The 22,477-nt window shown below is 46.9% G+C and carries 16 protein-coding genes and 1 pseudogene; 12 read left to right on the top strand and 5 right to left on the bottom strand.

Annotation, left to right across the window (positions count from 1 at the left end):
* From DW121_RS12280 to DW121_RS12300, 5 genes and pseudogenes are all read right to left on the bottom strand, one after another.
* Positions 1-294 (bottom strand): annotated as a pseudogene (locus tag DW121_RS12280) (ECF transporter S component); the annotation flags it as partial.
* Positions 295-412: 118 nt separating this feature from the next.
* Positions 413-2,305, bottom strand: coding sequence for a TonB-dependent receptor (locus DW121_RS12285; RefSeq protein ID WP_118323924.1), 1,893 nt, complete (start codon positions 2,303-2,305; stop codon positions 413-415).
* Positions 2,306-2,310: 5 nt separating this feature from the next.
* Entirely contained in the window at positions 2,311-3,723 is a 1,413-nt protein-coding gene (locus DW121_RS12290; RefSeq protein ID WP_117712398.1) for an aldo/keto reductase, read from the bottom strand.
* Positions 3,724-3,908: 185 nt separating this feature from the next.
* Positions 3,909-5,423: a 4Fe-4S binding protein gene (locus tag DW121_RS12295; protein WP_117712400.1), complete on the bottom strand. Its 1,515-nt coding sequence runs from the start codon at positions 5,421-5,423 to the stop codon at positions 3,909-3,911.
* A 122-nt stretch (positions 5,424-5,545) separates the two neighbouring features.
* Positions 5,546-6,028 (bottom strand): cytidine deaminase, encoded by a 483-nt coding sequence (locus tag DW121_RS12300; protein ID WP_117712402.1) that lies wholly within the window; start codon positions 6,026-6,028, stop codon positions 5,546-5,548.
* A 99-nt stretch (positions 6,029-6,127) separates the two neighbouring features.
* Between DW121_RS12300 and DW121_RS12305 the strand changes: the two genes are divergently transcribed.
* From DW121_RS12305 to DW121_RS12360, 12 genes are all read left to right on the top strand, one after another.
* Positions 6,128-7,048, top strand: coding sequence for a glucosaminidase domain-containing protein (locus tag DW121_RS12305; protein WP_118323925.1), 921 nt, complete (start codon positions 6,128-6,130; stop codon positions 7,046-7,048).
* 314 nt (positions 7,049-7,362) lie between these two features.
* Complete coding sequence (locus DW121_RS12310) at positions 7,363-8,610, top strand: efflux RND transporter periplasmic adaptor subunit (RefSeq protein ID WP_118323926.1); 1,248 nt, start codon at positions 7,363-7,365, stop codon at positions 8,608-8,610.
* Complete coding sequence (locus DW121_RS12315; protein ID WP_118323927.1) at positions 8,607-9,926, top strand: ABC transporter permease; 1,320 nt, start codon at positions 8,607-8,609, stop codon at positions 9,924-9,926. The genes DW121_RS12310 and DW121_RS12315 overlap by 4 nt, the downstream gene beginning before the upstream one ends.
* Before the next feature lie 37 nt (positions 9,927-9,963).
* The gene (locus DW121_RS12320) at positions 9,964-11,307 is read left to right on the top strand and encodes an ABC transporter permease (protein ID WP_117712409.1); all 1,344 of its coding nucleotides are present in this window, start codon (positions 9,964-9,966) and stop codon (positions 11,305-11,307) included.
* 33 nt (positions 11,308-11,340) lie between these two features.
* Positions 11,341-12,006 (top strand): ABC transporter ATP-binding protein, encoded by a 666-nt coding sequence (locus tag DW121_RS12325; protein ID WP_117712411.1) that lies wholly within the window; start codon positions 11,341-11,343, stop codon positions 12,004-12,006.
* Positions 12,007-12,043: 37 nt separating this feature from the next.
* Positions 12,044-13,318, top strand: coding sequence for an ABC transporter permease (locus DW121_RS12330; RefSeq protein ID WP_117712413.1), 1,275 nt, complete (start codon positions 12,044-12,046; stop codon positions 13,316-13,318).
* 13 nt (positions 13,319-13,331) lie between these two features.
* Positions 13,332-14,609 (top strand): FtsX-like permease family protein, encoded by a 1,278-nt coding sequence (locus tag DW121_RS12335; protein ID WP_118323928.1) that lies wholly within the window; start codon positions 13,332-13,334, stop codon positions 14,607-14,609.
* 30 nt (positions 14,610-14,639) lie between these two features.
* Positions 14,640-15,932 (top strand): ABC transporter permease, encoded by a 1,293-nt coding sequence (locus tag DW121_RS12340; RefSeq protein ID WP_118323929.1) that lies wholly within the window; start codon positions 14,640-14,642, stop codon positions 15,930-15,932.
* A gap of 33 nt (positions 15,933-15,965) precedes the next feature.
* A complete protein-coding gene (locus DW121_RS12345) occupies positions 15,966-17,204 on the top strand; it encodes an FtsX-like permease family protein (RefSeq protein WP_117712420.1) in 1,239 nt (412 codons plus the stop codon).
* A gap of 15 nt (positions 17,205-17,219) precedes the next feature.
* The gene (locus DW121_RS12350; RefSeq protein WP_118323930.1) at positions 17,220-18,500 is read left to right on the top strand and encodes an ABC transporter permease; all 1,281 of its coding nucleotides are present in this window, start codon (positions 17,220-17,222) and stop codon (positions 18,498-18,500) included.
* 8 nt (positions 18,501-18,508) lie between these two features.
* Entirely contained in the window at positions 18,509-19,777 is a 1,269-nt protein-coding gene (locus DW121_RS12355; protein WP_118323969.1) for an ABC transporter permease, read from the top strand.
* Positions 19,778-19,871: 94 nt separating this feature from the next.
* On the top strand, positions 19,872-22,475 hold the full coding sequence (locus tag DW121_RS12360) for a PAS domain-containing sensor histidine kinase (protein WP_118323970.1): 2,604 nt from the start codon (positions 19,872-19,874) through the stop codon (positions 22,473-22,475).
* Positions 22,476-22,477: the final 2 nt, after the last annotated feature.

Genomic DNA, 22,477 nt, shown 5'->3' on the forward strand with positions numbered 1-22,477 from the left:
TAGCAATACGGACTTTAATAAAATGGCAGGAAGTACTGCGGGAAGCGGCATTCCGAACAGCAATGAATTAACTATCGGGGAGAGAACGGCAGTCAGCAGTCCCACTTTCCAACCGAATTTGTATGCACCGATTAGGGTAAAGAAATAAATGGGTAACCATGTAATGCCACCTTGCGGTATAAGGTGGAACAACTGTGGCAGTGCCATATTGCCTGCAATGAATAATGCGGCAATCAAGTAAGTTTTTGCATTGCTGTAATCCAGCGAGTAGAGTTTTACAGTTTTTGTTTCCATGTTTTTTTATCGTTAATAGAATTATTTTTTGTTTATCGGATAATCATTTTTTGTTTTTACAAAGTTAGAACTATTATTTCAAACGTATACAGTCTTGCAACGGCAATGTTCGCTTTTTTTAGAAGTTGATATTCACGCCACCCATAAAAGTAGCTTTAGGCATAGGGAAACCGTCATTGATTTCGTAACGTTGGGCCAGCAGATTCTCACCTCTTACAAAAACATCGGCATATCGGCATAAATGATAATTGGCGCGTAGATTCCAAAGAACAAAACTTTCCTTTTTCTCTTTGCCTTTGTTTACGTTGGTGTAGAGATTCTTTATATATTGCAGCCCGGTTGATACTCCCCAGCGTCCGTATGTAAAATCTGCTCCTGCAAAGAGCTTATGCTCGGGAGCGGCAACTACCGGATTTTTCATGTGCAGCCAGCTATAATTGGCATTCACCTGCCAGTGAGGAGTAATGCGGTAATTGATATTGGTTTCAACACCCCGGTTCTTAATCTCACCGGTATTAACATTCTTGGGTTTGCCGTCGGTGGGAACAGTCATAATCATATTATCACCGTCGATATAATAGAGATTTACACCGTAAAACAAAGCGCCGTCCAAAGTCCGTTGCGAGAAAGACAACTCATAGCTCATCAAACTTTCCGCCATTAACTCCGGATTCTGTGGCGGGAACATATACATTTCACGAATGGTAGGATTGCGGAATCCTTTGCTGACCATAGCCTTCACTTCCATCTGTTCGGGTAGATGGAATGACAGTCCGCCTTGCGGTATCCATTCCGTACCTACGTGCGAGTGGTGGTCTACGCGGATACCGGCATCCAAAGACAGCCATTCGCCGAGGTCCTGACGGAAATCAATATATCCGGCAAATTCGTCCATTTGTTTGTCTACACCCGGAATGCGTTCGCCGGAAGCTACCACTCTGTTCCATGATTCGCCGCCGAAGTGCTGATAGTCGAAACCTATAGTCAGGCGGTTGCCGCTGAAAAACGTGGCGCTTTGATACCATGATATACCCAGCATCCGGTCTTTGGAGTTGAAGTGGGACTCTTGCGGTGTTCCGCCGGGATGGTAGCCGTCATCTATTTTATGGCGTCCCCAGTTGTAAAAGAAACTTAGAGCACCGGAACTCTTTTCGTAACGGTTTTCAAGGGCGAACGAAGCCATACCGCGTGTGATGCGTGAATTGTTGTCTATGTACGGATTGCCGACTTCGCCCGGATTGGAGGCCTTGAATTGGGTGATGTTTACATCACCCCACAGCTTCCAGATATCGTTGAAGTCATATCCCAACTTGGCATAACCGCCGTATTGTTCAAATTCCATATCGTCACGATGTCCGTCGGTACGGTTGTAAGAGCCGGTAATGATGCTGCTGAAATGTCCTTTCTTGATGCGGTTGGAAATTTCCGTCTGTAACGTGTTGTAGGAGCCGTAGCCGATTTGTGCGTTTGTCTTTATTCCGTCCTCTTGCATCTTGCGGGTCACTATATTGATAACTCCTCCCATTGCGTTGGAACCGTATAGCACCGAAGCCGGACCGCGAAGTACTTCCACCCGGTCGGTAAGCATCGTTTGGTAAGCGTCGGCAATGGGGTGTCCCATCAATCCCATATATTGGGGATGCCCGTCAATCAGTACCAACAAGCCTGCCGTAGGACTGCCGCCGATACCGCGCAGACTCATTCCGCCTGCCGCTCCCGTAGATACGCCGTAGCCCATGATGCCGCGGCTTGTGGTGAACAGTCCGGGCACTTGTTCCGTCAGTACAGGCAGAACGGAAGGCTGGAAACTTTGTTCCAACACTTTGCGGTTGACTACGGAGATAGTCATCGGCAGATGCCGTACATCCGTTTCATTTCTTGTTCCGGTCACTACTACTTCATCTATAGTCAGGTTCTTGGCAATGCGTGCACTGTCTTTGACTGTTTGTGCAAACCCGGTCGCCGCCCAAATGCCGGCTATCGAAAAAAGTAATATCGTCTTTTTCTTCATCTGTATTATAACGTCTCCTGTTTCAGCTTTTCTACAAATTGGTCTATTTCCTGTAACTTTTTGGGTATGTCAATACCTTGCGGACAGTGCGGGTTACATTGATTGCATCCGGTACAGTGACTTGCCTGACGGAGTTTCGGCACACTGCGGTCGTAACCGATGAGGAAGGCGCGGCGCGCTTCGCGATAGTTTTCATCCTGACTGCTTTTAGGTACATTGCCTTCGTTGATGCATCGGTTGTAATGCAGTAGAATGGCGGGTATATCCAGCCCGTAGGGACAAGGCATACAGTATTTGCAGTCGTTGCATGGCACGGTGGGATAGGTCAGCATCATCTGTGCCGTATCTTCCAGCAGAGCCATTTCTTCTTCCGTACAGGGGTCGAGGGGGGAGAAAGTGCGGAGATTGTCTTGCAGATGTTCCATATACGTCATGCCGCTCAGTACCGTCAATACATCGGGGAAAGTTCCGGCAAAGCGGAAAGCCCAGGAAGCCACGCTGTCTTGCGGACGGCGTTGTTTCAGGCGTGCCATTAAGTGGTCGTTCAGTTTGGAAAGGCGTCCTCCCAATAGGGGTTCCATGATGACGGCAGGTATGCCTCGCTTCACGAGTTCTCCATACAAATACTCAGCATCCGTATTGCGGGTATTTACTTCTTTGGCATGTTTCCAGTCAACGTAGTTCAGTTGGATTTGTACAAAATCCCATTTCAGTTCGTCGTGCCGTGAGAGTAGATAGTCGAAAACTTCTATGTCTCCATGATAAGAGAAACCGAGATTGCGGATGCGTCCCGCCTTGCGTTCTTCCAGAAGGAAATCGAGTATACCGTTATCCAAATAACGGCTGTGCAGGGCTTCCATGCCACCCATGCCGATGCCATGCAGCAACAGGTAGTCTATATAGTCCACTTGCAATTCTCGGAAAGACCGGTGGTACATGGCAAGTGATTCTTCGCGGCTGTGGGTGTTGGAACTGAAATTGGACAGCTTGGTTGCGAGGAAGAACTTTTCACGCGGGTGACGTTTCAGGGCGATGCCCGTAGCACGTTCGGACATACCTTGTACGTATGCCGGGGATGTATCGAAATAGTTCACTCCATGCGCAATGGCATAGTCAATCAGCTCATTGACGGTTTCCTGGTCTATTTCATCGCCTTTTCCGTCAGCCCGCTTTCGGGTAGGCCAGCGCATACAGCCATAACCCAGCAATGATACACGGTCGCCCGTAGTGGGGTTGGTGCGGTAGACCATTTTATCGGTGGGAATTTCGCCCAATGCAGCTGATTCGCTGTCCGAGCTGTTGTTCTTACCGGAACAGCCGTATAATGTGGCTGCCGATGCAAATGTTCCTGCGCCGGCAAGTTTGAAGAAATCCCGGCGGTTTATCTTCTTGCTATTCTTGTTATTATTCTTATCCATAAGTCCCCGTATTTAGTTTCTCGGTACCATCTGTCATTCAGAGCGTAGCGAAGAATCTACTCTCTTGATGTATACACAGAGAGTAGATTCTTCGCTACGCTCTGAATGACAAATACCCAATGATATTAATTAATTCAGTCGTTTATTTATATAATTCGTAGTCATTCTCTTTTGTTATCTTATCCTTACACTGTCCTGTGCATCATATGTCCTTCCACATAAATTGCGCTGAACGGACGTGACGGGCAAAGGTTCTCGCATGCGCCGCAACCGATGCACCGTTCGGTGTTGACAACGGGTATTTTTATGGATTCCTGACTTTCCGGGTCCGATGCTACCATTTGTATGGCGCTGACCGGGCAATGACGGGCACAGTTGCCGCATTCCACATCATCGGTGATGCAGATGCAATTTTCCTTTATCCATACGGCGTGGCCTATCTGAATGGCAGATTTATCAGCTTTGGTAATAGGACGGATAGCTCCTGCCGGACATACTTCCGAGCATTTGGTGCATTCGGGACGGCAGTAACCGCGTTCGTAGGACATTTCCGGCTGCATCAGTTTCATGAAGTCGGAAGAGGGGCGCAGCACTTGGTTTGGACATACCGATACGCAAAGCTGGCAAGCCGTACAGTGTTGTGCAAAATTGCGTGCGCTCAACGCCCCCGGCGGGATAATGGCAGTGGCACGTGCAGGAATTTTCTTCTCCTCGATAACTGCCAGTCCACCGTCCACATTCTTCTCTTGTGCCTTTAAAGCGGCTGTTGTAGCCAACACTGCCGTTGCAGAGAGAAAGGCACGCCGGGTATCATCAATTGAATCTGGAGTACTTGTCTTCTCCTGAGTTTGGGCGGATGCCTTTGCTGCATTTGATTTATGCCGGCGGGTATAAGTGATAGCCCCCTGCTTGCATTTATCAAGGCAATCCATACACGCCACGCACCGGCTGTAATCAATTTCGTGGGCTTTGGAGTTGATGCACGATGCTTTGCAGTTGCGTGCGCAAAGTCCGCAACCGTTACATTTTGTAGTGTCTATAACAGGTTTGAAAAGGGAATACTTGGACAGGAATCCCAGCACCGTGCCCACCGGACAAATCGTGTTGCAATAGGTACGTCCGCTTCGCCATGCCAATACTGCGAGCACAACCAAAGTAATGACCGCTATGATGAAGGTGGACAGGCTTTTCATCCATACTTCTGTTTCATAGAAAGCGTAACTGTCTGCCCGTTCCGCCCAATATGCCAGAAGATTATTGCCCCACTGATAGACGGGGGCAAAAAGATTGGAAGCGATACGGCCATACGAGCTGTACGGTTCGAGCAATGAGGCTACTGCATGGAAGCGTATGCCTGCAACAAGCGCAACGGCAAACAATGCCAACATTCCATAACGCAGCCATTTCAGCGCAGGAGAGTAACGGAAACGGTTTTTCTTCCGTTTGCCTGCAAATCGGGAAATGACATCCTGAAACACACCGAGCGGACAGATAACGGAGCAATAGACGCGTCCGAACAATAGGGTCAATGCAACAAGCAGCACTACCACGCCCACATTCAGTGCGAGCAGTGCGGGGAGGAATTGTATTTTTGCCATCCAGCCCATCCAGCTGTGCAGTGTCCCGCTAAAATCGAGGAACAGGAGAGTGATGAATGCAAAGAAAACAATTGCAAGTGTCAGTCTGATAGTACGTAACATAAAATTCGTAGTTAGTGTTTTATTGCTGCAAAAATACGAAGTTCATGTTTAAGTTTTGTATACGGATTACAGTTTTTTATATATATTCTACAGATACGGGCGATTTTAGCTTTCCTGACATCTTACTGCATGGAAGACGCGTCGAATGAAAGCGGCAGCAATGCGCCTACATTCTTCAGTTCATAAATGCCTTTTTCGCCGAACAGCAAGATGCGCATGGGGCATTTGAAGCGTTTTTCCGTTTCGAGCATCACCTGCCGGCAGGCGCCGCACGGCGGAATCGGTTCTTCCAAAAACTCCCCGTGTTCGTTGCGGGCGGCTATGGCAAGCGTTTCTACCGCTTGGTCGGGATATTGGGAGTTGGCATAGAACAAGGTGGTGCGTTCCGCACAAAGCCCCGACGGATAGGCTGCATTCTCCTGATTGGTGCCTGTAACAATTGTGTGGTTTGCCAGTCGGGCGGCTGCGCCTACCGAGAAGTGCGAGTAGGGGGCATAGCTGCGATAAGTTGCCTGACGGGCGGCATCCATCAGCTCGCGGTCTGCGGCGTTCAATTCTTCGTAGTCGTATATCTTGATAGCGATTTGTATGTTCAGGTCCTTCATAGAGTAATAGTTTATTGTAATTAATGTTACAAAGATAGGAAAGAGATTGGTTTTTTCAATTCTTTTGCAGACTTTTGTGTCAAATTCAACATTTGAAGCATGAAACCTATTTTCAGACTGGCTGCTATTATAGCACTTCTCCTCCTTTCTGTAGCTGTGCAGGCGCAGCGCAGAAATTCCCGCTACAATGAATATATCAAACAATATGCCCCTCTTGCCGTAGAGCAGATGCAGGAGCACAAGATACCTGCCAGTATTACGCTGGCACAGGGATTGCTGGAGAGTGGCGCAGGGCAAAGCACACTGGCGCGTAAAAGTAATAATCACTTCGGCATAAAGTGCGGAAGTAATTGGCGCGGGCGCAGTGTGAGGCATGATGATGATGCCCGTAACGAATGCTTCCGTGCCTATCGCAACCCGAAGGATTCTTACGAAGACCACTCGCTCTTCTTGAAACGCGGCGCCCGCTATGCTTTCCTGTTTAAGTTGAAGATTACCGATTACAAAGGCTGGGCACGCGGCCTGAAAAAAGCGGGCTATGCCACAGACCCCTCTTACGCCAACCGCTTGATAACCATTATCGAGGATTACGACCTGTATAAGTATGACAGCCGCGGTATGAGCAAGCGTGAAGCCCGCAATTGGGAGAAAGAATTGAAGAAGAAACCCTGGCTTGCCAATCCGCATCAGGTATATATAGCCAATGACATTGCTTATGTCGTGGCTCGTGACGGCGATACCTTCCAATTCTTGGGCAAGGAGTTCGACATCAGCTGGCGGAAACTGGTGAAGTATAACGACCTGCATAAAGACTATACTTTAGAAGCAGGTGATATTATCTATCTGAAAGGCAAGCGCAAGAAAGCCGCCAAGTCTTATACCGTTTATATTGTAAAGGACGGAGATTCCATGCACTCCATTTCACAGAAGTACGGCATTCGCTTGAAGAATCTGTATAAGATGAATCGCAAGGATGCGGAATACGTGCCGGAAGTGGGAGACAGGCTGCGTTTGCGGTAGGGTACGTCGCGTACCAACGTTTGGTACACGCCGTACCAAGCATTGGTATTCCTTGTACCCAACATTGGTATTCCTTGTACCAAGCGTTGGTATTCCTTGTACCAAACGTTGATAGTGTTTTTTGTACCGTTCTGCTATCCGAAAATGTACAGAGTGTCCGAAAACGGACACTCTTCTTTTTTGCCTTAACGCTTGTTTTCAATGATTTACATCTTTGGCACGGATTTCGCAAGTGTAAGGACGAAGAATAACGGGCTGTCCGTTTATGCAACAGGGCGGCGGCAACATAAAACAGTAAATAAAGACAGAAAAATATGGATAGAGAGATTCCGAAAGAAGTTCGTAACAAAGAACGTAACAAGAAAATCATTCGTTATGGCGGTATGGGTGCTGCGGGCATCATCGTTATCAGTGTACTCATCTCGTTGATGCGTACCGGAGTGAAAGAAAAAGACCTTGTGTTTTCTCAGGTAAGCCGGGGTACGATTGAGGTCAGTGTAAGCGCTTCCGGCAAGGTGGTTCCCGCCTTTGAAGAGATTATCAATTCGCCTATCAATACCCGTATTCTGGAAGTATATAAGAAAGGTGGCGACAGCGTGGATATAGGCACGCCTATCTTGAAGCTGGACTTGCAGAGTGCCGAAACCGATTATAAAAAGAAGTTGGACGAGGAACAGATGCGCAGCTATAAGCTGAAACAGCTCAAACTGGAGAATATGACCAAGCTGAATGACTTGCAGATGAAAGTAAAAGTCTCTGCCATGCAGCTGAACCGCAAAAAGGTGGAGTTGCGCAATGAGCAATATCTCGACAGCCTCGGTTCCGGCACTACGGACAAAGTGCGTCAGGCAGAGTTGAGTTATAATGTAGCCGAGTTGGAATACGAACAGCTGAAACAACAATATGCCAACGAAAAAGAGGTACTGAATGCCGAATACCAAGTGCAGGAATTGGAATTCAGCATCTTCCGCAAGACACTTGCCGAAACCAAGCGTACGCTGGACGATGCGCAAGTACGTTCGCCCCGTAAGGCAATCCTTACCTACATCAATAATCAGATTGGCGCACAGGTGGCGGAGGGCTCGCAGATTGCCGTTATCTCCGATTTGAGCCATTTCAAGGTAGAGGGAGAGATAGCCGATACATACGGCGACCGCGTATCTGCCGGCGGCAAGGCTGTTGTGAAGGTTGGTAATGAAAAGTTGGAAGGGTCGGTAAGCAGCGTCACTCCGTTGTCCAAGAACGGCGTTATCTCCTTTACCGTACAGTTGAATGAGGATAACAACCGCCGTCTCCGCTCAGGTTTGAAGACGGATGTATATGTAATGAACGCCGTGAAAGAGGATGTGATGCGCATAGCCAACGCTTCTTACTATGTGGGACGCGGGGAGTATGAATTGTTTGTCCGCAATTCCGACAAGGAGATTGTGAAACGCAAAGTACAGTTGGGCGATTCCAACTTTGAGTTTGTGGAAGTAGTTGGCGGCTTGCAACCGGGCGATGCAGTGGTGGTGAGCGACATGAGCCAGTATAAGAATAAGAACAAACTGAAACTGAAATGATACATCTCTATCTGAAACAGGCATGGGCATTGCTGAAACAGAACAAATTGTTCAGTACGCTCTACATCGCCGGCACAGGGCTTGCCATTGCCATGACAATGGTTATGGCGATAGCCTATTACGTCAAGATAGCTCCCGTTTACCCGGAGGTGAACCGCTTGAACACGCTTTACCTGACGAATTGCCGAATAGAACAAGGACCGGAAGGTAACAAGTCAGTCTATCAGTGGGCGGTGTCCTACAAGGCTTTGCAAGACTGGTTTTATCCTACCCGCAACGCACTCTGTGTATCGGCGCAACTGAATAGCGGAACGTTCAGCGACAGCTATATACAGCCTGCCGATCGCAGTGGCGATTTCTCCGTAAAGACAAAGCTCACTGACCCCGCATTTTTCCGTATCTATCCGTTCCGCTTTCTCGAAGGAAAACCGTTTACGGCATCCGACTTGGCGGGCGGTATTTGTACGGCGGTTATCACCGACGAACTTTCTCGTCGCCTGTTCGGTGTCTCAAAAGGGGTGGTAGGACGTTCGTTCCGGTTAAACTATACCGATTATCGTATCTGTGGCGTGGTGGATGCTGCCAGCTACTTGATGCAACGCTCATATGCGCAAGTCTACTTGCCTTATAGTGTGGAGGCGGATTATCGGGAACCGAAATATGGCATGGATTATCTGGGAGCGTACTCTGTGACTTTTCTGGTGAAAGACAATGAACAAGCGGATGCCTTGAAAGCGGAAGTCAAAGATATTGTCCGCAAGGAGAACTTGATGCACCCCGATGAGTGGAAGGTGGAGTTTTGGGAACAGCCGGTGTCGCATCTCGTCAGCATCTTCCATTCTTTCGTAGGCAAGGAATTTGATGTGTGGGCCACGGTGCGCTACTTCCTACTGGTGTTGCTTGTCTTACTTCTGGTTCCTGCCCTCAATCTTAGTGGAATGATAGCGAGCCGTATGGAGAACCGTCTGGCGGAAATGGGAGTGCGCAAGTCGTTCGGTGCGGGGCGCAGGGCATTACTCTCGCAGGTGATGTGGGAAAACCTGCTGCTGACGTTGGCGGGCGGCATTTTAGGACTGGTGCTGGCATGGGTAATAATGTATACAATGCGTGAATGGGTGTTTAACGTATTCGACAAGTGGCCGGACAGTGTGCCGCAGGGAGTGGACATTACGGTTTCGGGCGAGATGTTGTTTGCTCCGTTGGTATTCGTGGCTGTGTTGTTACTCTGTATTGTACTCAATACTCTGTCCGCCCTTGTACCTGCCTGGCATTCGTTGCGCAAGCCTATCATAAACGCATTGAACGAAAAACGGTGAGAAAAGAACATAAGTAGACCTTGAAAAGCAAAAAAATATGTTGAAACTGATATTGAGAAACCTATGGGCGCGTCGCCGACGCAATGGTTGGCTGTTGGCGGAACTGGTACTGGTGAGTGTCATCAGTTGGGTGATACTGGACCCTGTTATTGTACTGATGCACGACCGTAGTATACCCATAGGTTATGATTCCGACCGCCTTTGCATCGTTTCGCTGGGTGCTTTGCAGCCTAATGCTCCGGGATATGACGCCGGAGCGCAGGATTCGGCCCGTTTGGTGGACGGATACTATCAGCTGGTGCGCCTTGCAAAGAACTTTGAAGGGGTAGAATTGGCTACGCCGTTGCTGGGGTTCTGCTATCCTAATTCGAGTGGAAGCGGAAGTGCTTATCTTACCGCCGAGGGTGATACGGTGTCTCATCAGGTGATGTGGATGCAGTTTCTGCCGCATACGCAGTTTTTTGAAACTTATGGTTTCCGTTCGGGAATGGGACGCACGCCCGAACAACTGTCCGATTATGATTATGCCAAGAATGACCTTGTATTGACGGAAAATGCAGCTTATGACATCTTCGGACGAAGAGACGTGCAGGGAGAGCGTTGTGAGAGTACCAGTCGGGGAGATACGGTCTACCAGCCTGTCATTGGCATCGTGGAAACTTTCAAGTCTTACAGTGATTGGCGGCCTATGGCAGTAGCGTTTTTTCCCACGCTCAACGTTGACGCGAACGATATTCCGCAATATGCACAAATTTTGATACGCATAAAAGAGGGGGTCAGCATGAAACGCTTCTTGCATGACTTCCGCCCGTGGATGCTGAAGGAGTTGCGGCAGGGCAACCTCTTTGCCCGCAGTGCCCGTTCGTACGATGACCTTATCACCGAACGGGAAGCGGGCAGTTCAACTCCCGTCTATCGTCGCAACTTGGCCATGGCGCTTTTCTTTCTCGTCAATCTTTGTCTGGGAGTCATTGGCACATTCTGGTTACAGACGCGTACCCGTCGCGAGGAAGTAGGGGTGATGTTGGCTTTTGGTGCTACGCCGGGGCGTATCGTTCGTTTGTTGTTGGGTGAGGGGGCAGTGCTCACGTTGCTGGCTTCGTTGGCGGGCTTTGTGCTCTACTTACAATATGCCCTGAAAGAAGGACTCTACAACGGACTTGGTTGGGGAAACTCCGCTGTGACCGCATGGGCTTCCAACTTCAACCAGAAAGGAGTGGAACCGCTGGAAACGTATTGGGTGAGTAACTTTGCACAACATTTCTGCATCGTGTCGCTCATCATTCTGCTGATACTCTTGGCGGTGGTGCTTGTAGGCATTTTTATTCCTGCCCGCAATATCAGTCGCATACCGCCTACCGAGGCTTTGCGTGATGAATAGCAATCTATTAAATAACAATTAATACTTACCATTATGATTAAGTTAACTGGCATCAACAAGATTTATCGTACTAACGAGATTGAAACCGTGGCATTGGAGAATGTAAACCTCGAAGTGAACAAAGGAGAATTTCTGAGTATTATGGGACCTTCCGGTTGCGGTAAATCTACTTTGCTGAATATTATGGGCTTGCTGGATGCACCTACCAGCGGGACGATTGAAATAGCCGGTACTAAGGTGGACGGCATGAAGGACAAGGAACTGGCGGCTTTTCGTAACCGGAAGCTGGGGTTTGTGTTCCAGTCTTTCCACTTGATTAATTCGCTGAATGTATTGGACAATGTGGAGCTGCCTTTGCTGTACAGGAAAGTATCGGCCAAGGAGCGCCGCTGTCTGGCAGAAGAAGTATTGCAGAAGGTAGGTTTGAGCCATCGTATGCGCCATATGCCTACACAGCTGTCCGGCGGTCAGTGCCAGCGTGTTGCCATTGCGCGCGCCATTATCGGCAACCCGGAGATAATACTCGCCGATGAGCCTACCGGTAACCTGGATTCCAAAATGGGTGCGGAGGTTATGGAGCTGTTGCATCAGTTGAATAAGGAAGACGGACGCACCATCGTAATGGTGACCCATAATGAGGAACAAGCCAAACAAACCAGCCGTACTGTCCGCTTCTTTGATGGTCGTCAGGTAGAATAATTCCCCGCAATTTCATAATTTCTAATTCAGAATTAAAATGCAGACTATTCGTCAAGCCTTTATACTTCTGCGGCAGAATCCGTTGCTGAGCACCATATCCATACTGGGTACGGCATTTGCCATAACGATGATTATGGCAATTGTAATAACCTGGCAGATGAAGTATGCGGATATTGAGCCGGAAGTAAACCGTAGCCGCTGTCTTTATATTAGTAGCGTACATTTGCAGGGAAAGGAAAATAAGGGGTGGAATAATTATAATTCCTGTTCGCCGGCTTTCATGAAAGAGTGCATACAACCATTGCCGGAAGTGGAGGCTTGTACGGCATTCGTTCCGGCGGGAGTAGCCTTGGTATCCATGCCCGACGGTACTAACCGTATGAAGGTGGATGCCATGGAAACAGATCCGGGGTTCTGGAAGGTGTTCCGGGTGCAGTTTGTTGCCGGGCGAGGGTTCAATGATTCCGATTGGGGCGGTGATGTGCCTGCGATTGTCATAGCGGCTTCTGTAGCCCGCCAACTGTTTGGCACTACGGATGCCGTCGGAAAAACGGTATTGCTGAACCGCAACGAGACACGTGTCTGCGGAGTGGTAAAGGATGTTTCCGTAACGGCTAAGGATGCTTATGCACAAGTGTGGCGTCTTTATCCCGCCAATTTGCAGGATGTGACTTCAGTGTATAGCTATTCAGGTTCGCATACGGTTGTAGCCTTAGCACATTCGACCGATGATTTCCCGGCTATCAGACAGGGAATAGAGAAGCGATTGAAAGACATCAATGCCATACAAGATGAAAGGCTGATAGATATTATGGAACAACCCGACGAAATTGTAGCACACGTCAACCATGTGTGGGCAAACAGAGGTCCGGATTTGCGGATGCTGTATATACAGTACTTTCTGGCACTGCTCATCATTCTTTTAGTTCCGTCGCTCAACCTTTGCGGATTAAGTAACAGCCGTATGCAACAGCGTATGAGTGAACTGGGTGTGCGCAAAGCATTCGGGGCGACACGCGGAGTGCTGATGAGGCAGATATTGAATGAAAACCTTGTGCTGACTCTGATTGGAGGAGTGGTGGGATTGCTGTTCAGCTATCTGGCTGTGTATGCTATGCGTACGTGGCTGTTCACCAATAATCTGAATGTCGGTACTTCCGGTGATTTTGATTTAAGTATGTCGGTACTGTTCAGTCCTACGGTGTTCTGTCTGGCTTTTCTTTTTTGTTTGGTTATCAATCTGCTTAGTGCGGGTCTGCCTACATGGCTTGCCGCACGGCATACAATTGTAGATTCTTTGAACGATAAATAAAGCGAAATTGATTATGAAATTCATAGTACATAACTTACATATGATTCAGGCACGTCTCCGTAGTAACGGCTGGGTGTTGGCCGAACTGTTTCTGGTATTTATCGTGATGTGGTTTCTCTGCGACTCGCTGGGATGCTTGAAGTATACATATTATCGTCCGCTGGGCTATAATATAGATAATGTCTACCAACTGTCGATGATTACGGGCGGCGAAAGCCAAGATACCGGCATGACAAAGGCGGACAAATACATTAGTATTTTGCAGAAACTTGAGAGGGAACCCAGTGTTGAAGTTGCTGCCCTGTCATATTGGAGTTTGCCGATGAGCGGCAACAATTCTTATAACTCGCTGGCTGCACAGGATACCATCGGGTGTGAAATGCGTCTAATAAATGCCACCGGAGGATATACCCGGGTATTCCGTATGCAGGAAGATGCCAAGCGTCCGTTTGCGGCGATGCCTGTAGGGAGTGATGTCAGCTCCGGCAATTATGTAATGTTAAGTGAGAGTGCGGTTCTTTTTTTTAGGAAGAGGGTACCCGACTTTTCGTTAGACACTCCCTTGAGCTGGTATGGAGATTCTGCGAATGTTGTTACTCAGTGCGGCATGATAGGCGGTTTCCGTTCTTATCGTTATGGCGCCGATGCAAAGTGGATTTTTCGAAGAATAGACGAAAATGTAATACGGACGGAGTTACAGGATTATAGGGCACAGATTGTTTTCCGCGTGAAAGAAAAAATGGATTCTCCTGATTATAGGAGCAAGTTCCTGAAAGAGATAGCTCCGCATCTGGATACGGATGATATGTTTATAGCCGATGTTGCTCCTTACACGGAACAGCAGAAACAGTTTGAGGTGATGCAAGGTGATGTGGATAAAGTGAATACGCAAACGGTGGTAGTGGCATTTCTTTTGGTGAATGTATTTCTGGGACTGATAGGTACTTTCTGGTTTCGTACCCGGAGACGCCGTAATGAAATAGCTTTGAGGCTGGCAATGGGCAGTACCAAAAAACAGGTTTTCAGTTTGCTCATGGGAGAGGGATTGCTACTGCTGACTCTTGTTACACTGCCTGCTATGATTGTCTGCTACAACGTAGGTATTGCCGAACTGACAATGGGACGTACGGAATTGATTACTACATGGCCGGTGGAATGGAGTTTTCTCCGTTTCCTGCTGGGTACAGTGGGCGCATGGTTGTTGATGGCATTAATGGTGATAGTGGGCATATGGTTTCCGGCACAACAGGCCATTAATATACAGCCGGCGGAGGCATTACATGAAGAATAAAGTAGAAATAATAGAAAATGGATAGATGAGATGATAAAGCAATATTTTACACAAGCATGGGCGCAACTTCGCCAACAACCGTTGATTAGCACGGTCAGTATAGCCGGTACGGCACTTGCCATCTTCCTGATAATGTTGGTGGTGATGATGCAACAAGTAAAGGTTGCTCCTTTTGCGCCCGAAAGCAATCGTGACCGTTTTCTGCACGTCAAGTCTATGAGCATCTCCAACTCAAATTGGGGAGACGGTACAAGTAACGGACCGATGAGCGTACAGACCGCCCGAGAATGTTTTCAGTCATTGAAAACACCGGAAGCTGTTACTATTTATACTATTTTTCCGGTCTCTACTCCGGTATCTTTACCGGGTAAGCCGGCGGTTAGTGTGGATTTACGACAAACGGATGATATTTTTTGGCGGGTGTTTGACTTTTCTTTTATTCTGGGGAAGCCCTATGATAAGGCTGCATTTGATGCCGGACAACCGGTGGCGGTACTTACGGAGAGTGTAGCACGTAGCCTGTTTGGTACAACAGATGTTGCGGGACGTCAATTTCTTCTCAGCCATGCGCCTTACCGTGTAGCAGGTGTTGTGAAAGATGTGTCTACACTGGCCGACTGTGCTTATGGGCAGGTATGGGTCCCATACACCTCAACAGGTATGGATAATAATACGTGGAATGACCGGCATATGGGAATGATGAGTTGTACAATGCTGGCGCACAGCCGGGATGATTTTCCCGCTATCCGACAGGAGGCGGAACGCCGTAAACTTGAGTATAATACGCTTATCGGAAAGAATGGATGGAAACTGATTTATCGCAACCGTCCGTACGATCAGGAGAAGAATGCAATAGCTTTTGGCGCCAATATTGAACCGGATGTGGATGCGGCTCGTCGCCAGCGGATTGTTATCTTCGTTATTTTGCTGATAGTGCCTGCCATAAATCTTTCGAGCATGACGCAGAGCCGTTTGCGACAGCGGGTAGCGGAGATTGGAGCGCGCCGCGCTTTTGGTAGTACGCGTTTGGAATTAATGGGACAGATTATAGCGGAAAATCTGGTAGTGACTTTGTTGGCAGGTATTGTCGGGTTATTGTTGAGTGTGGCCTTTGCATACTTGGGTAATACATTGTTTTTTGCGCAGGAGTTCAGCCAGACCTTAAATCCGCCGGAAGTGGATGCCTCTATTTTGCTTCATGCCTCTACTTTTGCTTGGGCATTGCTCTTCTGTTTTGTACTGAACTTGATGAGTAGCGGCTTCCCGGCATGGCGTGCTTCCCGTATCGGGATAGTGAATGCTTTGGGAGGACGATTACACTAATTGCTTTTCGCTAACTATTAATCGCAGAAAGAAATGACTAAGAAACTTTTGATACAGATAAAGAATGAATGGCGCAATAACCTGTGGTTGGCTTTGGAACTATTGGTTGTGAGCGTTGTGATGTGGTTTGTGGTAGATTATCTCTATACACGTGCAGCTACCTACTTGGAACCGAGAGGCTTTGACATCAGCCATTGTTACCTTATTGAAATGGGAAAACTCACGGACAAGAGTCCTGATTATATTCCGAACCAAACCGATGAACAGGAAGATGCCGATATTCTTGAACTTGTAGACCGTTTACGCCGCCGTCCGGAAATTGAGGCGGTAAGTCTCTCGCAAAATTCCTATCCATACAATGGCAGCAATTCTACTGATATGGTTCGGTATGATACACTGGTTTCTGATAGTTGGACTATCCGCCGCATGGTAACTCCCGATTTTGTGCGTGTATTCCGTTATCAAGGTGCACGTGGTGAAACCTCCGAACAGCTTGCCGAGATATTGGAAAGGGGAGAGTTCATAGCTTCCAATAATCTCTTTCGGAAGTATGACCGTCCGCTGACAGAACTTGTAGGCAAACGTTTCCAGCTTTTTGGTGATACAACACAAACTTATCGATTGGGGGCGGCTTTAAAGGATGTGCGTTACAACGACTTCCAACAAGCGCGAAGCTCTTATACTTTTCTCTATAAATTGGACTGGTACGATATCGGGTTGGAACTTTGTTTGCGTGTCCGGGCTAATCAAGATCATGATTTTATTCAGCGTCTGAAGGCGGACAGTGAGAAACAGTTCCGTATTGGCAATATCTTTATTTCCGAGGTACGCTCTTTTAAGGATATTCGTCGTAATTTCCAACAAGCGTGGAGCAATGACGTACGTAATTATGTAATGGGAATGGGATTTCTGTTGCTGAATATTTTCTTGGGGCTGCTCGGCACTTTTTGGTTCCGCACCCAGCAACGCCGTTCGGAAATTGCATTGCACAAGGCGCATGGAGCTTCGGATATGAGTGTTTTCACTCGTTTGATAAGTGAAGGTCTGCTCTTGTTGCTCATTGTTACACCGATAGCATTAATCATTGACTATAATCTGGCAAGTATGGAATTGAATTCTTGGCGCAACGGTACAACCTTGGAATGGGGGCGTCTGCTGCTCTGCGCATCCGTTAGCTTCATCCTGATAGGATTGATGATTGTGGTTGGTATAGGTATTCCGGCACGTAAAGCAATGAAGGTACAACCGGCAGAGGCTCTGCACGATGATTAAATTGAATAATAGAATATGATCCGTCTTTATTTTCAACAGGCTCTCTTTCACTTACGTGAAAATCCGATTATAACGTGGGTTTCCATATTGGGAACGGCTTTGTCTATCTGCATGATTATGGTGGTTGTCATCACCTTCCAAGTGCGGCTTGTAGATTGTGAACCGGAAATAAACCGTAGCCGTTCGCTCTATGTATCGACCATGTCTGTAAAGGCAAAAGGGGCGCCCGACAGCAATTCCGCTAATTCTTTTATGTCTGTGCGTACGGGGCAGGAATGCTTCAAAAGTCTGAAAACAGCGGAAGTGGTCACATTAGTCTCTTTGCCGGAAAAAGTACGTGCGGCTGTACCGGCCGGAGCAAAAACAACGGCAGACATGAAGGAAACAGATGAAAGCTTCTGGCAGGTTTTCCGTTTTCGTTTTCTTAGTGGAAGCGCCTTTACAAAAGAGGACAGTGATGCGGGATTGCCGCGAGCCGTTATATGTGCTACAGTAGCACGCCGTCTTTTCGGCAGGACAGATGTTGCGGGACAAATCTTACAACTGAATCATGTGGATTATCGCATATCCGGTGTAGTGGCGGATGTGTCCATGCTTGCCACTTCGGCTTACGCGCAGGTGTGGATACCCTATAACTCAACGGATATGAGAAATTTGGACTGGGAAGAAGGTACAATGGGGTCAATGCGTGCCGTTATTCTGGCGCATTCATCTGCTGAATTTCCGGCTATCCGTCAGGAAACGGAACTATTGCGTCATAAATACAACGAGGGGTTGCGTGATGTAGAAGTTTTTTATCGTGGGCAACCGGACGAACAGTTCGCCAGTCTCTATCGTAAATGGAACGAAATTCCTGATACAAAAGCGATAATTCTGCGTTATATGCTGATTATTGTTATTCTGCTTCTTGTACCCGCCATTAACTTAAGTAGCATGACGCTTTCGCGTATGCGTAAGCGTATGGCTGAAATTGGTGTTCGCAAGGCTTTTGGGGCAACAGGTCGTGAACTGGTGCGGCAGGTCTTTTTTGAGAATCTTCTTCTAACGTTGGTTGCCGGTTCATTGGGACTGTTATTAAGCTATGCGGCTACTTTCTTGCTGAACGGTTTTCTTTTCAATAATACCACTAATGCTTATTTGGTAGGTGAAACATCCCTGACACCGGGTATGCTGCTTTCACCTTGGGCTTTTCTCTTGGCCTTCGGCTTTTGCTTACTGATGAATATCCTTTCGGCGGGTATACCGGCATGGCGTGCATCGAGAATGAATATAACGGACGCTATAAATCAAAGATAAACATTAACATGAAAAAGATTTTCATACAGATAATAAACGAATGGCGCAGTAATCTTTTTCTCTTAGTAGAATTATTACTGGTCTTTGTCGTACTATGGTATATTGTAGACTGGGTTACAGTGACCGCTCGCGTGTATAGGGCACCTATGGGATTCGATGTGGAGCACTGCTATGATATTTCTGTAGGCAAACTCACTCCGAAGTCTGCCGCCTATAATCCGGATTTGACGATAGATGATGATTTGGAAGATTTACTGCAGATAATTGATCGCTTGCGCCATCGTTCGGGTGTGGAGGCTGTGGCACTCTCACAAAACAGTTTCCCATATAATGAGGGAAGTAATAGCATTAATATCGGTATAGATACTGTGATGGTGCACTCTCATCACCTTCGGATAGAGCCGGATTTTTTTCGGGTGTTCAAATATTCTGCCCATGACGGGACGGGATCGGATAAACTGGTGGAAGCGTTACGAAGGAATGAAATAGTGGCTACTTCGAATCTTGCGGACGATTATCCGCAGGCAGGCGTAAAGGACGCTTCGTCGTTATTGGGACGCGAAGTCCCTTTTTGGAGTAAGGATGCTTCCGACCGTTATCGTATCGGTGCAATCGGTGCGCCTGTACGCTGGTCTCATTTCTATACGTCAAAGCAATATGGAGGTTCGTATGTGGCTACTAATTTAAGTTTGGACGTGATGAAAGAGTATGGTGACGCTCGTTTTTTTGATTTGAGTCTGAGGGTCAGTAAAGATGAGGACTACGACTTTATTACCCGTTTGATGGACGATGCCGACCGTTTGTATCAAGTAGGAAATATTTATTTGCTGGATATAACTTCTTTCAGTGATTTGCGTGAAATTTGCGAATTGGAAGAAACAAACGAATTGAAAACGCAGCTTTGTGTGCTTGGCTTTCTTATGCTGAATATTTTCTTGGGAGTAATCGGGACATTTTGGTTCCGTACGCAACAACGTCGTCGGGAAGTAGCGTTGCGTATGGCTATGGGAAGCAGTCGCCAACAAATCTTCTCGCGCCTTGTGTGTGAAGGGCTACTGTTGCTGACACTGACTACCGTACCAGCGGCAATTATAGTTTTCAATGTCAGCATTGCCGAATTGGTGGATGTAAGCCGGATAACATTCGATGTGGTACGATTCTCGTCGGCTCTCGTTTTGACATGGATGCTTATGGCGTTGATGATTGTTGCCGGAATCTGGTATCCCGCATATAGAGCGATGAAGGTACATCCGGCTGAGGCATTGCACGATGAATAAAGTTTTTTTAAGGGAAAAAGGTGTAAATTCTCAATATAACTTGTATATTTGCGTATCTGTAAATAAGTTTATACAGACAAATCAAACAAACGAAATGGGAAAACACCTTCTCTTAATATATTCATTAGTTTTTTTGTGCTTGACATCGGGGACACTCTCGGCTGAGGAAAAAAACTATAATGTGCTTTTTATACAGTCATATACAAACAGTGCTTCGTGGCATAGCAACCTTATTGCCGGTTTGCAGGAAGGGCTGGAAAAGGGTGGGGTAAAGGCGAATATTGTTACCGAATATTTGAATGCCGACTTTTGGACCTTCGCTTCGGAATGTGTCATTATGCGTCGTATATGTGAACGCGCCAGACAGCGTAAAACAGATCTGATTGTAACGTCCAGTGATGAGGCTTTCTATACTTTGACTCACTGTGGCGACTCATTACCCTATCAAATTCCGGTAGTTGTTTCGGGTATTAAATATCCTGATGAAAAGTTGTTTGAGCAGATGCCGAACGTTTCGGGTTTTACATCGAAAACGGATTTCAATGTTTTGTTGGAGGAAGCTATACGCCTGTTCCCTGCACGTAGGGAGATTATTTGCTTGTCGGATAGTAGTTTTTTAAGTAGTAAGGGGGTGAGAGCGGTAAAAGAAGCCTGGATACCTTTTAAGGAGAAGCATCCGGAATACAAGTTAAGGACGCTGAATGTTCAGGAAAAGTCGCTTAATTCCATTATTACATCTATTTGCTATGACTACAATGCCCATAAGTACATTGTCATAGCCCCTAAATGGATTCCCTTTTTGTCTTTAAAACTGAAAGCACCTGTATTTGCCAACCAAAACCTGGCAATGGCGAAAGGAGTTTTATGTGTTTATGATGTAGAACCGGCGGTAGATACTTATGCTGCGGGTGTGCAAGCGGCAAATATACTGAAAGGTCAGTCACCCGGTTCATTCGGAGTAGGGGACTTGGGCGGTAAGCTGTTGTTCGATTACAAACAACTTGACTTTTTCCATGTCGACGTAAAGAGTGTTGAACTGCGGGGAAGTATTTTGAATATCCCTTTAATAGATCGCTATCGGGTATGGTTTATTCTGTCCTATTCGGTGATAGTGGGTGCGTTGGCGTTTTTGGTTATCTGGCTTTATCGGAGTAACCGCCGCGAATCCCGCAAGCGTATACATGCGCAGACCCGCCTGTTGATACAGCAACGTTTGGTGGAGCAGCGGGATGAATTCGAAAAAATATTCTGTTCTATTCGTGACGGGTTGATAACGTATGATACGGATATGCACATTCATTTCGTTAACCGGGCTTTGGTAGAGATGTTAGGATTACCTTCCGATATATATATGGAGCGTTCGTACGAAGGGCAGATGGCCGGTTCGATTTTTCGTGTTTATATAAATGGTGAGAATATTTTAAAAAGGTTGTTGGAACAAGTTATCCACGACAAGAAACCTGTTGTTATACCTGAGAAAGCATTTATGCAAGAGAATGCGAAAGGCACTTATTTCCCTGTTTCAGGCGAGGTGGTACCTATTTTTGCGAAAGACAAACTGACAGGTATGGCAATCGTTTGCCGTAATATCTCTGATGAAGAGATGCAGAAACGTTTCTTTAATATGGCTATTGAGGAAAGTTCCATTTATCCATGGCAGTACAACACCCGTATGAAATGTTTTCATTTTCCCGGTGGATTGTTACAACGTTTCAATTGTTATGATAATACGGATTATATTTCAAGGGAAGTATTGGATCAGATTGTTCATCCGGAAGACTTGCCTCGTACACGCAAGCATTTTGATAATATCATGTTGGGGCATGAGCCTAATTCCCGTATGAGTTTCCGTTTGCAGAATGCAGACGGAAGATATGAGTGGTGGGAGTTCCGTAGTACCGCTTATGATGGTTTGACGGCAGATATTCCCTATATGGTGTTGGGGGTATGCCAGAGTATTCAGCGGTATAAGAATACCGAAGATGAGTTGATTGCCGCCCGTGACCGTGCTTTGCAGGCTGATAAGTTGAAATCGGCATTCTTAGCAAATATGAGTCACGAGATACGTACGCCGTTAAATGCGATAGTAGGTTTTTCCGATTTATTGAAAGACTTAGACGCTTTCTCGCCGGAGGAAGTGCAACAGTTTGTTGAGACTATCAATAGCAATTGTACGTTGTTGTTGGCATTGATTAATGATATTCTGGATCTTTCACGTATTGAGTCAGGTACTATGGATTTTCAGTTCTCTTCTTACAACCTTACATTTATTATGCAGCAGGTTTACGATTCCCAAAGGTTAAGTATGCCAGAGGGGGTGGAATTGCGTACCGATTTTCCCGAAGGAGCAGGCAAAGATATTATTACTGATTCCGTACGTCTGAAGCAAGTAGTGAATAATCTGATTAACAACGCCAAGAAGTTTACTACAAAAGGCAGCATTACTTTTGGATATAATGTGGAGGAGCCCGGATATACAACTGTTTTCGTGGAAGACACCGGAGCGGGTATATCCGATGAGGATCAGAAACATATCTTCGAGCGCTTCTATAAGGCGGATAGCTTTACGCAAGGTGCCGGTTTGGGGTTGAGTATCTGCCAGACGATTGTAGAACGTCTTGACGGTACTATAACAGTAACTTCAAAGCCGGGCGAAGGAACCCGCTTTGAAGTCAGAATGAAGGATAATGTAATGTAATC

The sequence above is a fragment of the Bacteroides sp. AM10-21B genome (assembly GCF_003472565.1).
Taxonomy (GTDB): domain Bacteria; phylum Bacteroidota; class Bacteroidia; order Bacteroidales; family Bacteroidaceae; genus Bacteroides; species Bacteroides propionicigenes.

Excerpts from the sequence above, each read along its gene's own strand:
- DW121_RS12290 (WP_117712398.1), bottom strand. The coding sequence starts at position 3,723 with ATGGATAAGAATAATAACAAGAATAGCAAGAAGATAAACCGCCGGGAT.
- DW121_RS12315 (WP_118323927.1), top strand. The coding sequence starts at position 8,607 with ATGATACATCTCTATCTGAAACAGGCATGGGCATTGCTGAAACAGAAC.
- DW121_RS12330 (WP_117712413.1), top strand. The coding sequence starts at position 12,044 with ATGCAGACTATTCGTCAAGCCTTTATACTTCTGCGGCAGAATCCGTTG.
- DW121_RS12340 (WP_118323929.1), top strand. The coding sequence starts at position 14,640 with ATGATAAAGCAATATTTTACACAAGCATGGGCGCAACTTCGCCAACAA.
- DW121_RS12325 (WP_117712411.1), top strand. The coding sequence starts at position 11,341 with ATGATTAAGTTAACTGGCATCAACAAGATTTATCGTACTAACGAGATT.
- DW121_RS12335 (WP_118323928.1), top strand. The coding sequence starts at position 13,332 with ATGAAATTCATAGTACATAACTTACATATGATTCAGGCACGTCTCCGT.
- DW121_RS12310 (WP_118323926.1), top strand. The coding sequence starts at position 7,363 with ATGGATAGAGAGATTCCGAAAGAAGTTCGTAACAAAGAACGTAACAAG.
- DW121_RS12305 (WP_118323925.1), top strand. The coding sequence starts at position 6,128 with ATGAAACCTATTTTCAGACTGGCTGCTATTATAGCACTTCTCCTCCTT.
- DW121_RS12300 (WP_117712402.1), bottom strand. The coding sequence starts at position 6,028 with ATGAAGGACCTGAACATACAAATCGCTATCAAGATATACGACTACGAA.
- DW121_RS12350 (WP_118323930.1), top strand. The coding sequence starts at position 17,220 with ATGATCCGTCTTTATTTTCAACAGGCTCTCTTTCACTTACGTGAAAAT.
- DW121_RS12285 (WP_118323924.1), bottom strand. The coding sequence starts at position 2,305 with ATGAAGAAAAAGACGATATTACTTTTTTCGATAGCCGGCATTTGGGCG.
- DW121_RS12320 (WP_117712409.1), top strand. The coding sequence starts at position 9,964 with ATGTTGAAACTGATATTGAGAAACCTATGGGCGCGTCGCCGACGCAAT.
- DW121_RS12345 (WP_117712420.1), top strand. The coding sequence starts at position 15,966 with ATGACTAAGAAACTTTTGATACAGATAAAGAATGAATGGCGCAATAAC.
- DW121_RS12295 (WP_117712400.1), bottom strand. The coding sequence starts at position 5,423 with ATGTTACGTACTATCAGACTGACACTTGCAATTGTTTTCTTTGCATTC.
- DW121_RS12355 (WP_118323969.1), top strand. The coding sequence starts at position 18,509 with ATGAAAAAGATTTTCATACAGATAATAAACGAATGGCGCAGTAATCTT.
- DW121_RS12360 (WP_118323970.1), top strand. The coding sequence starts at position 19,872 with ATGGGAAAACACCTTCTCTTAATATATTCATTAGTTTTTTTGTGCTTG.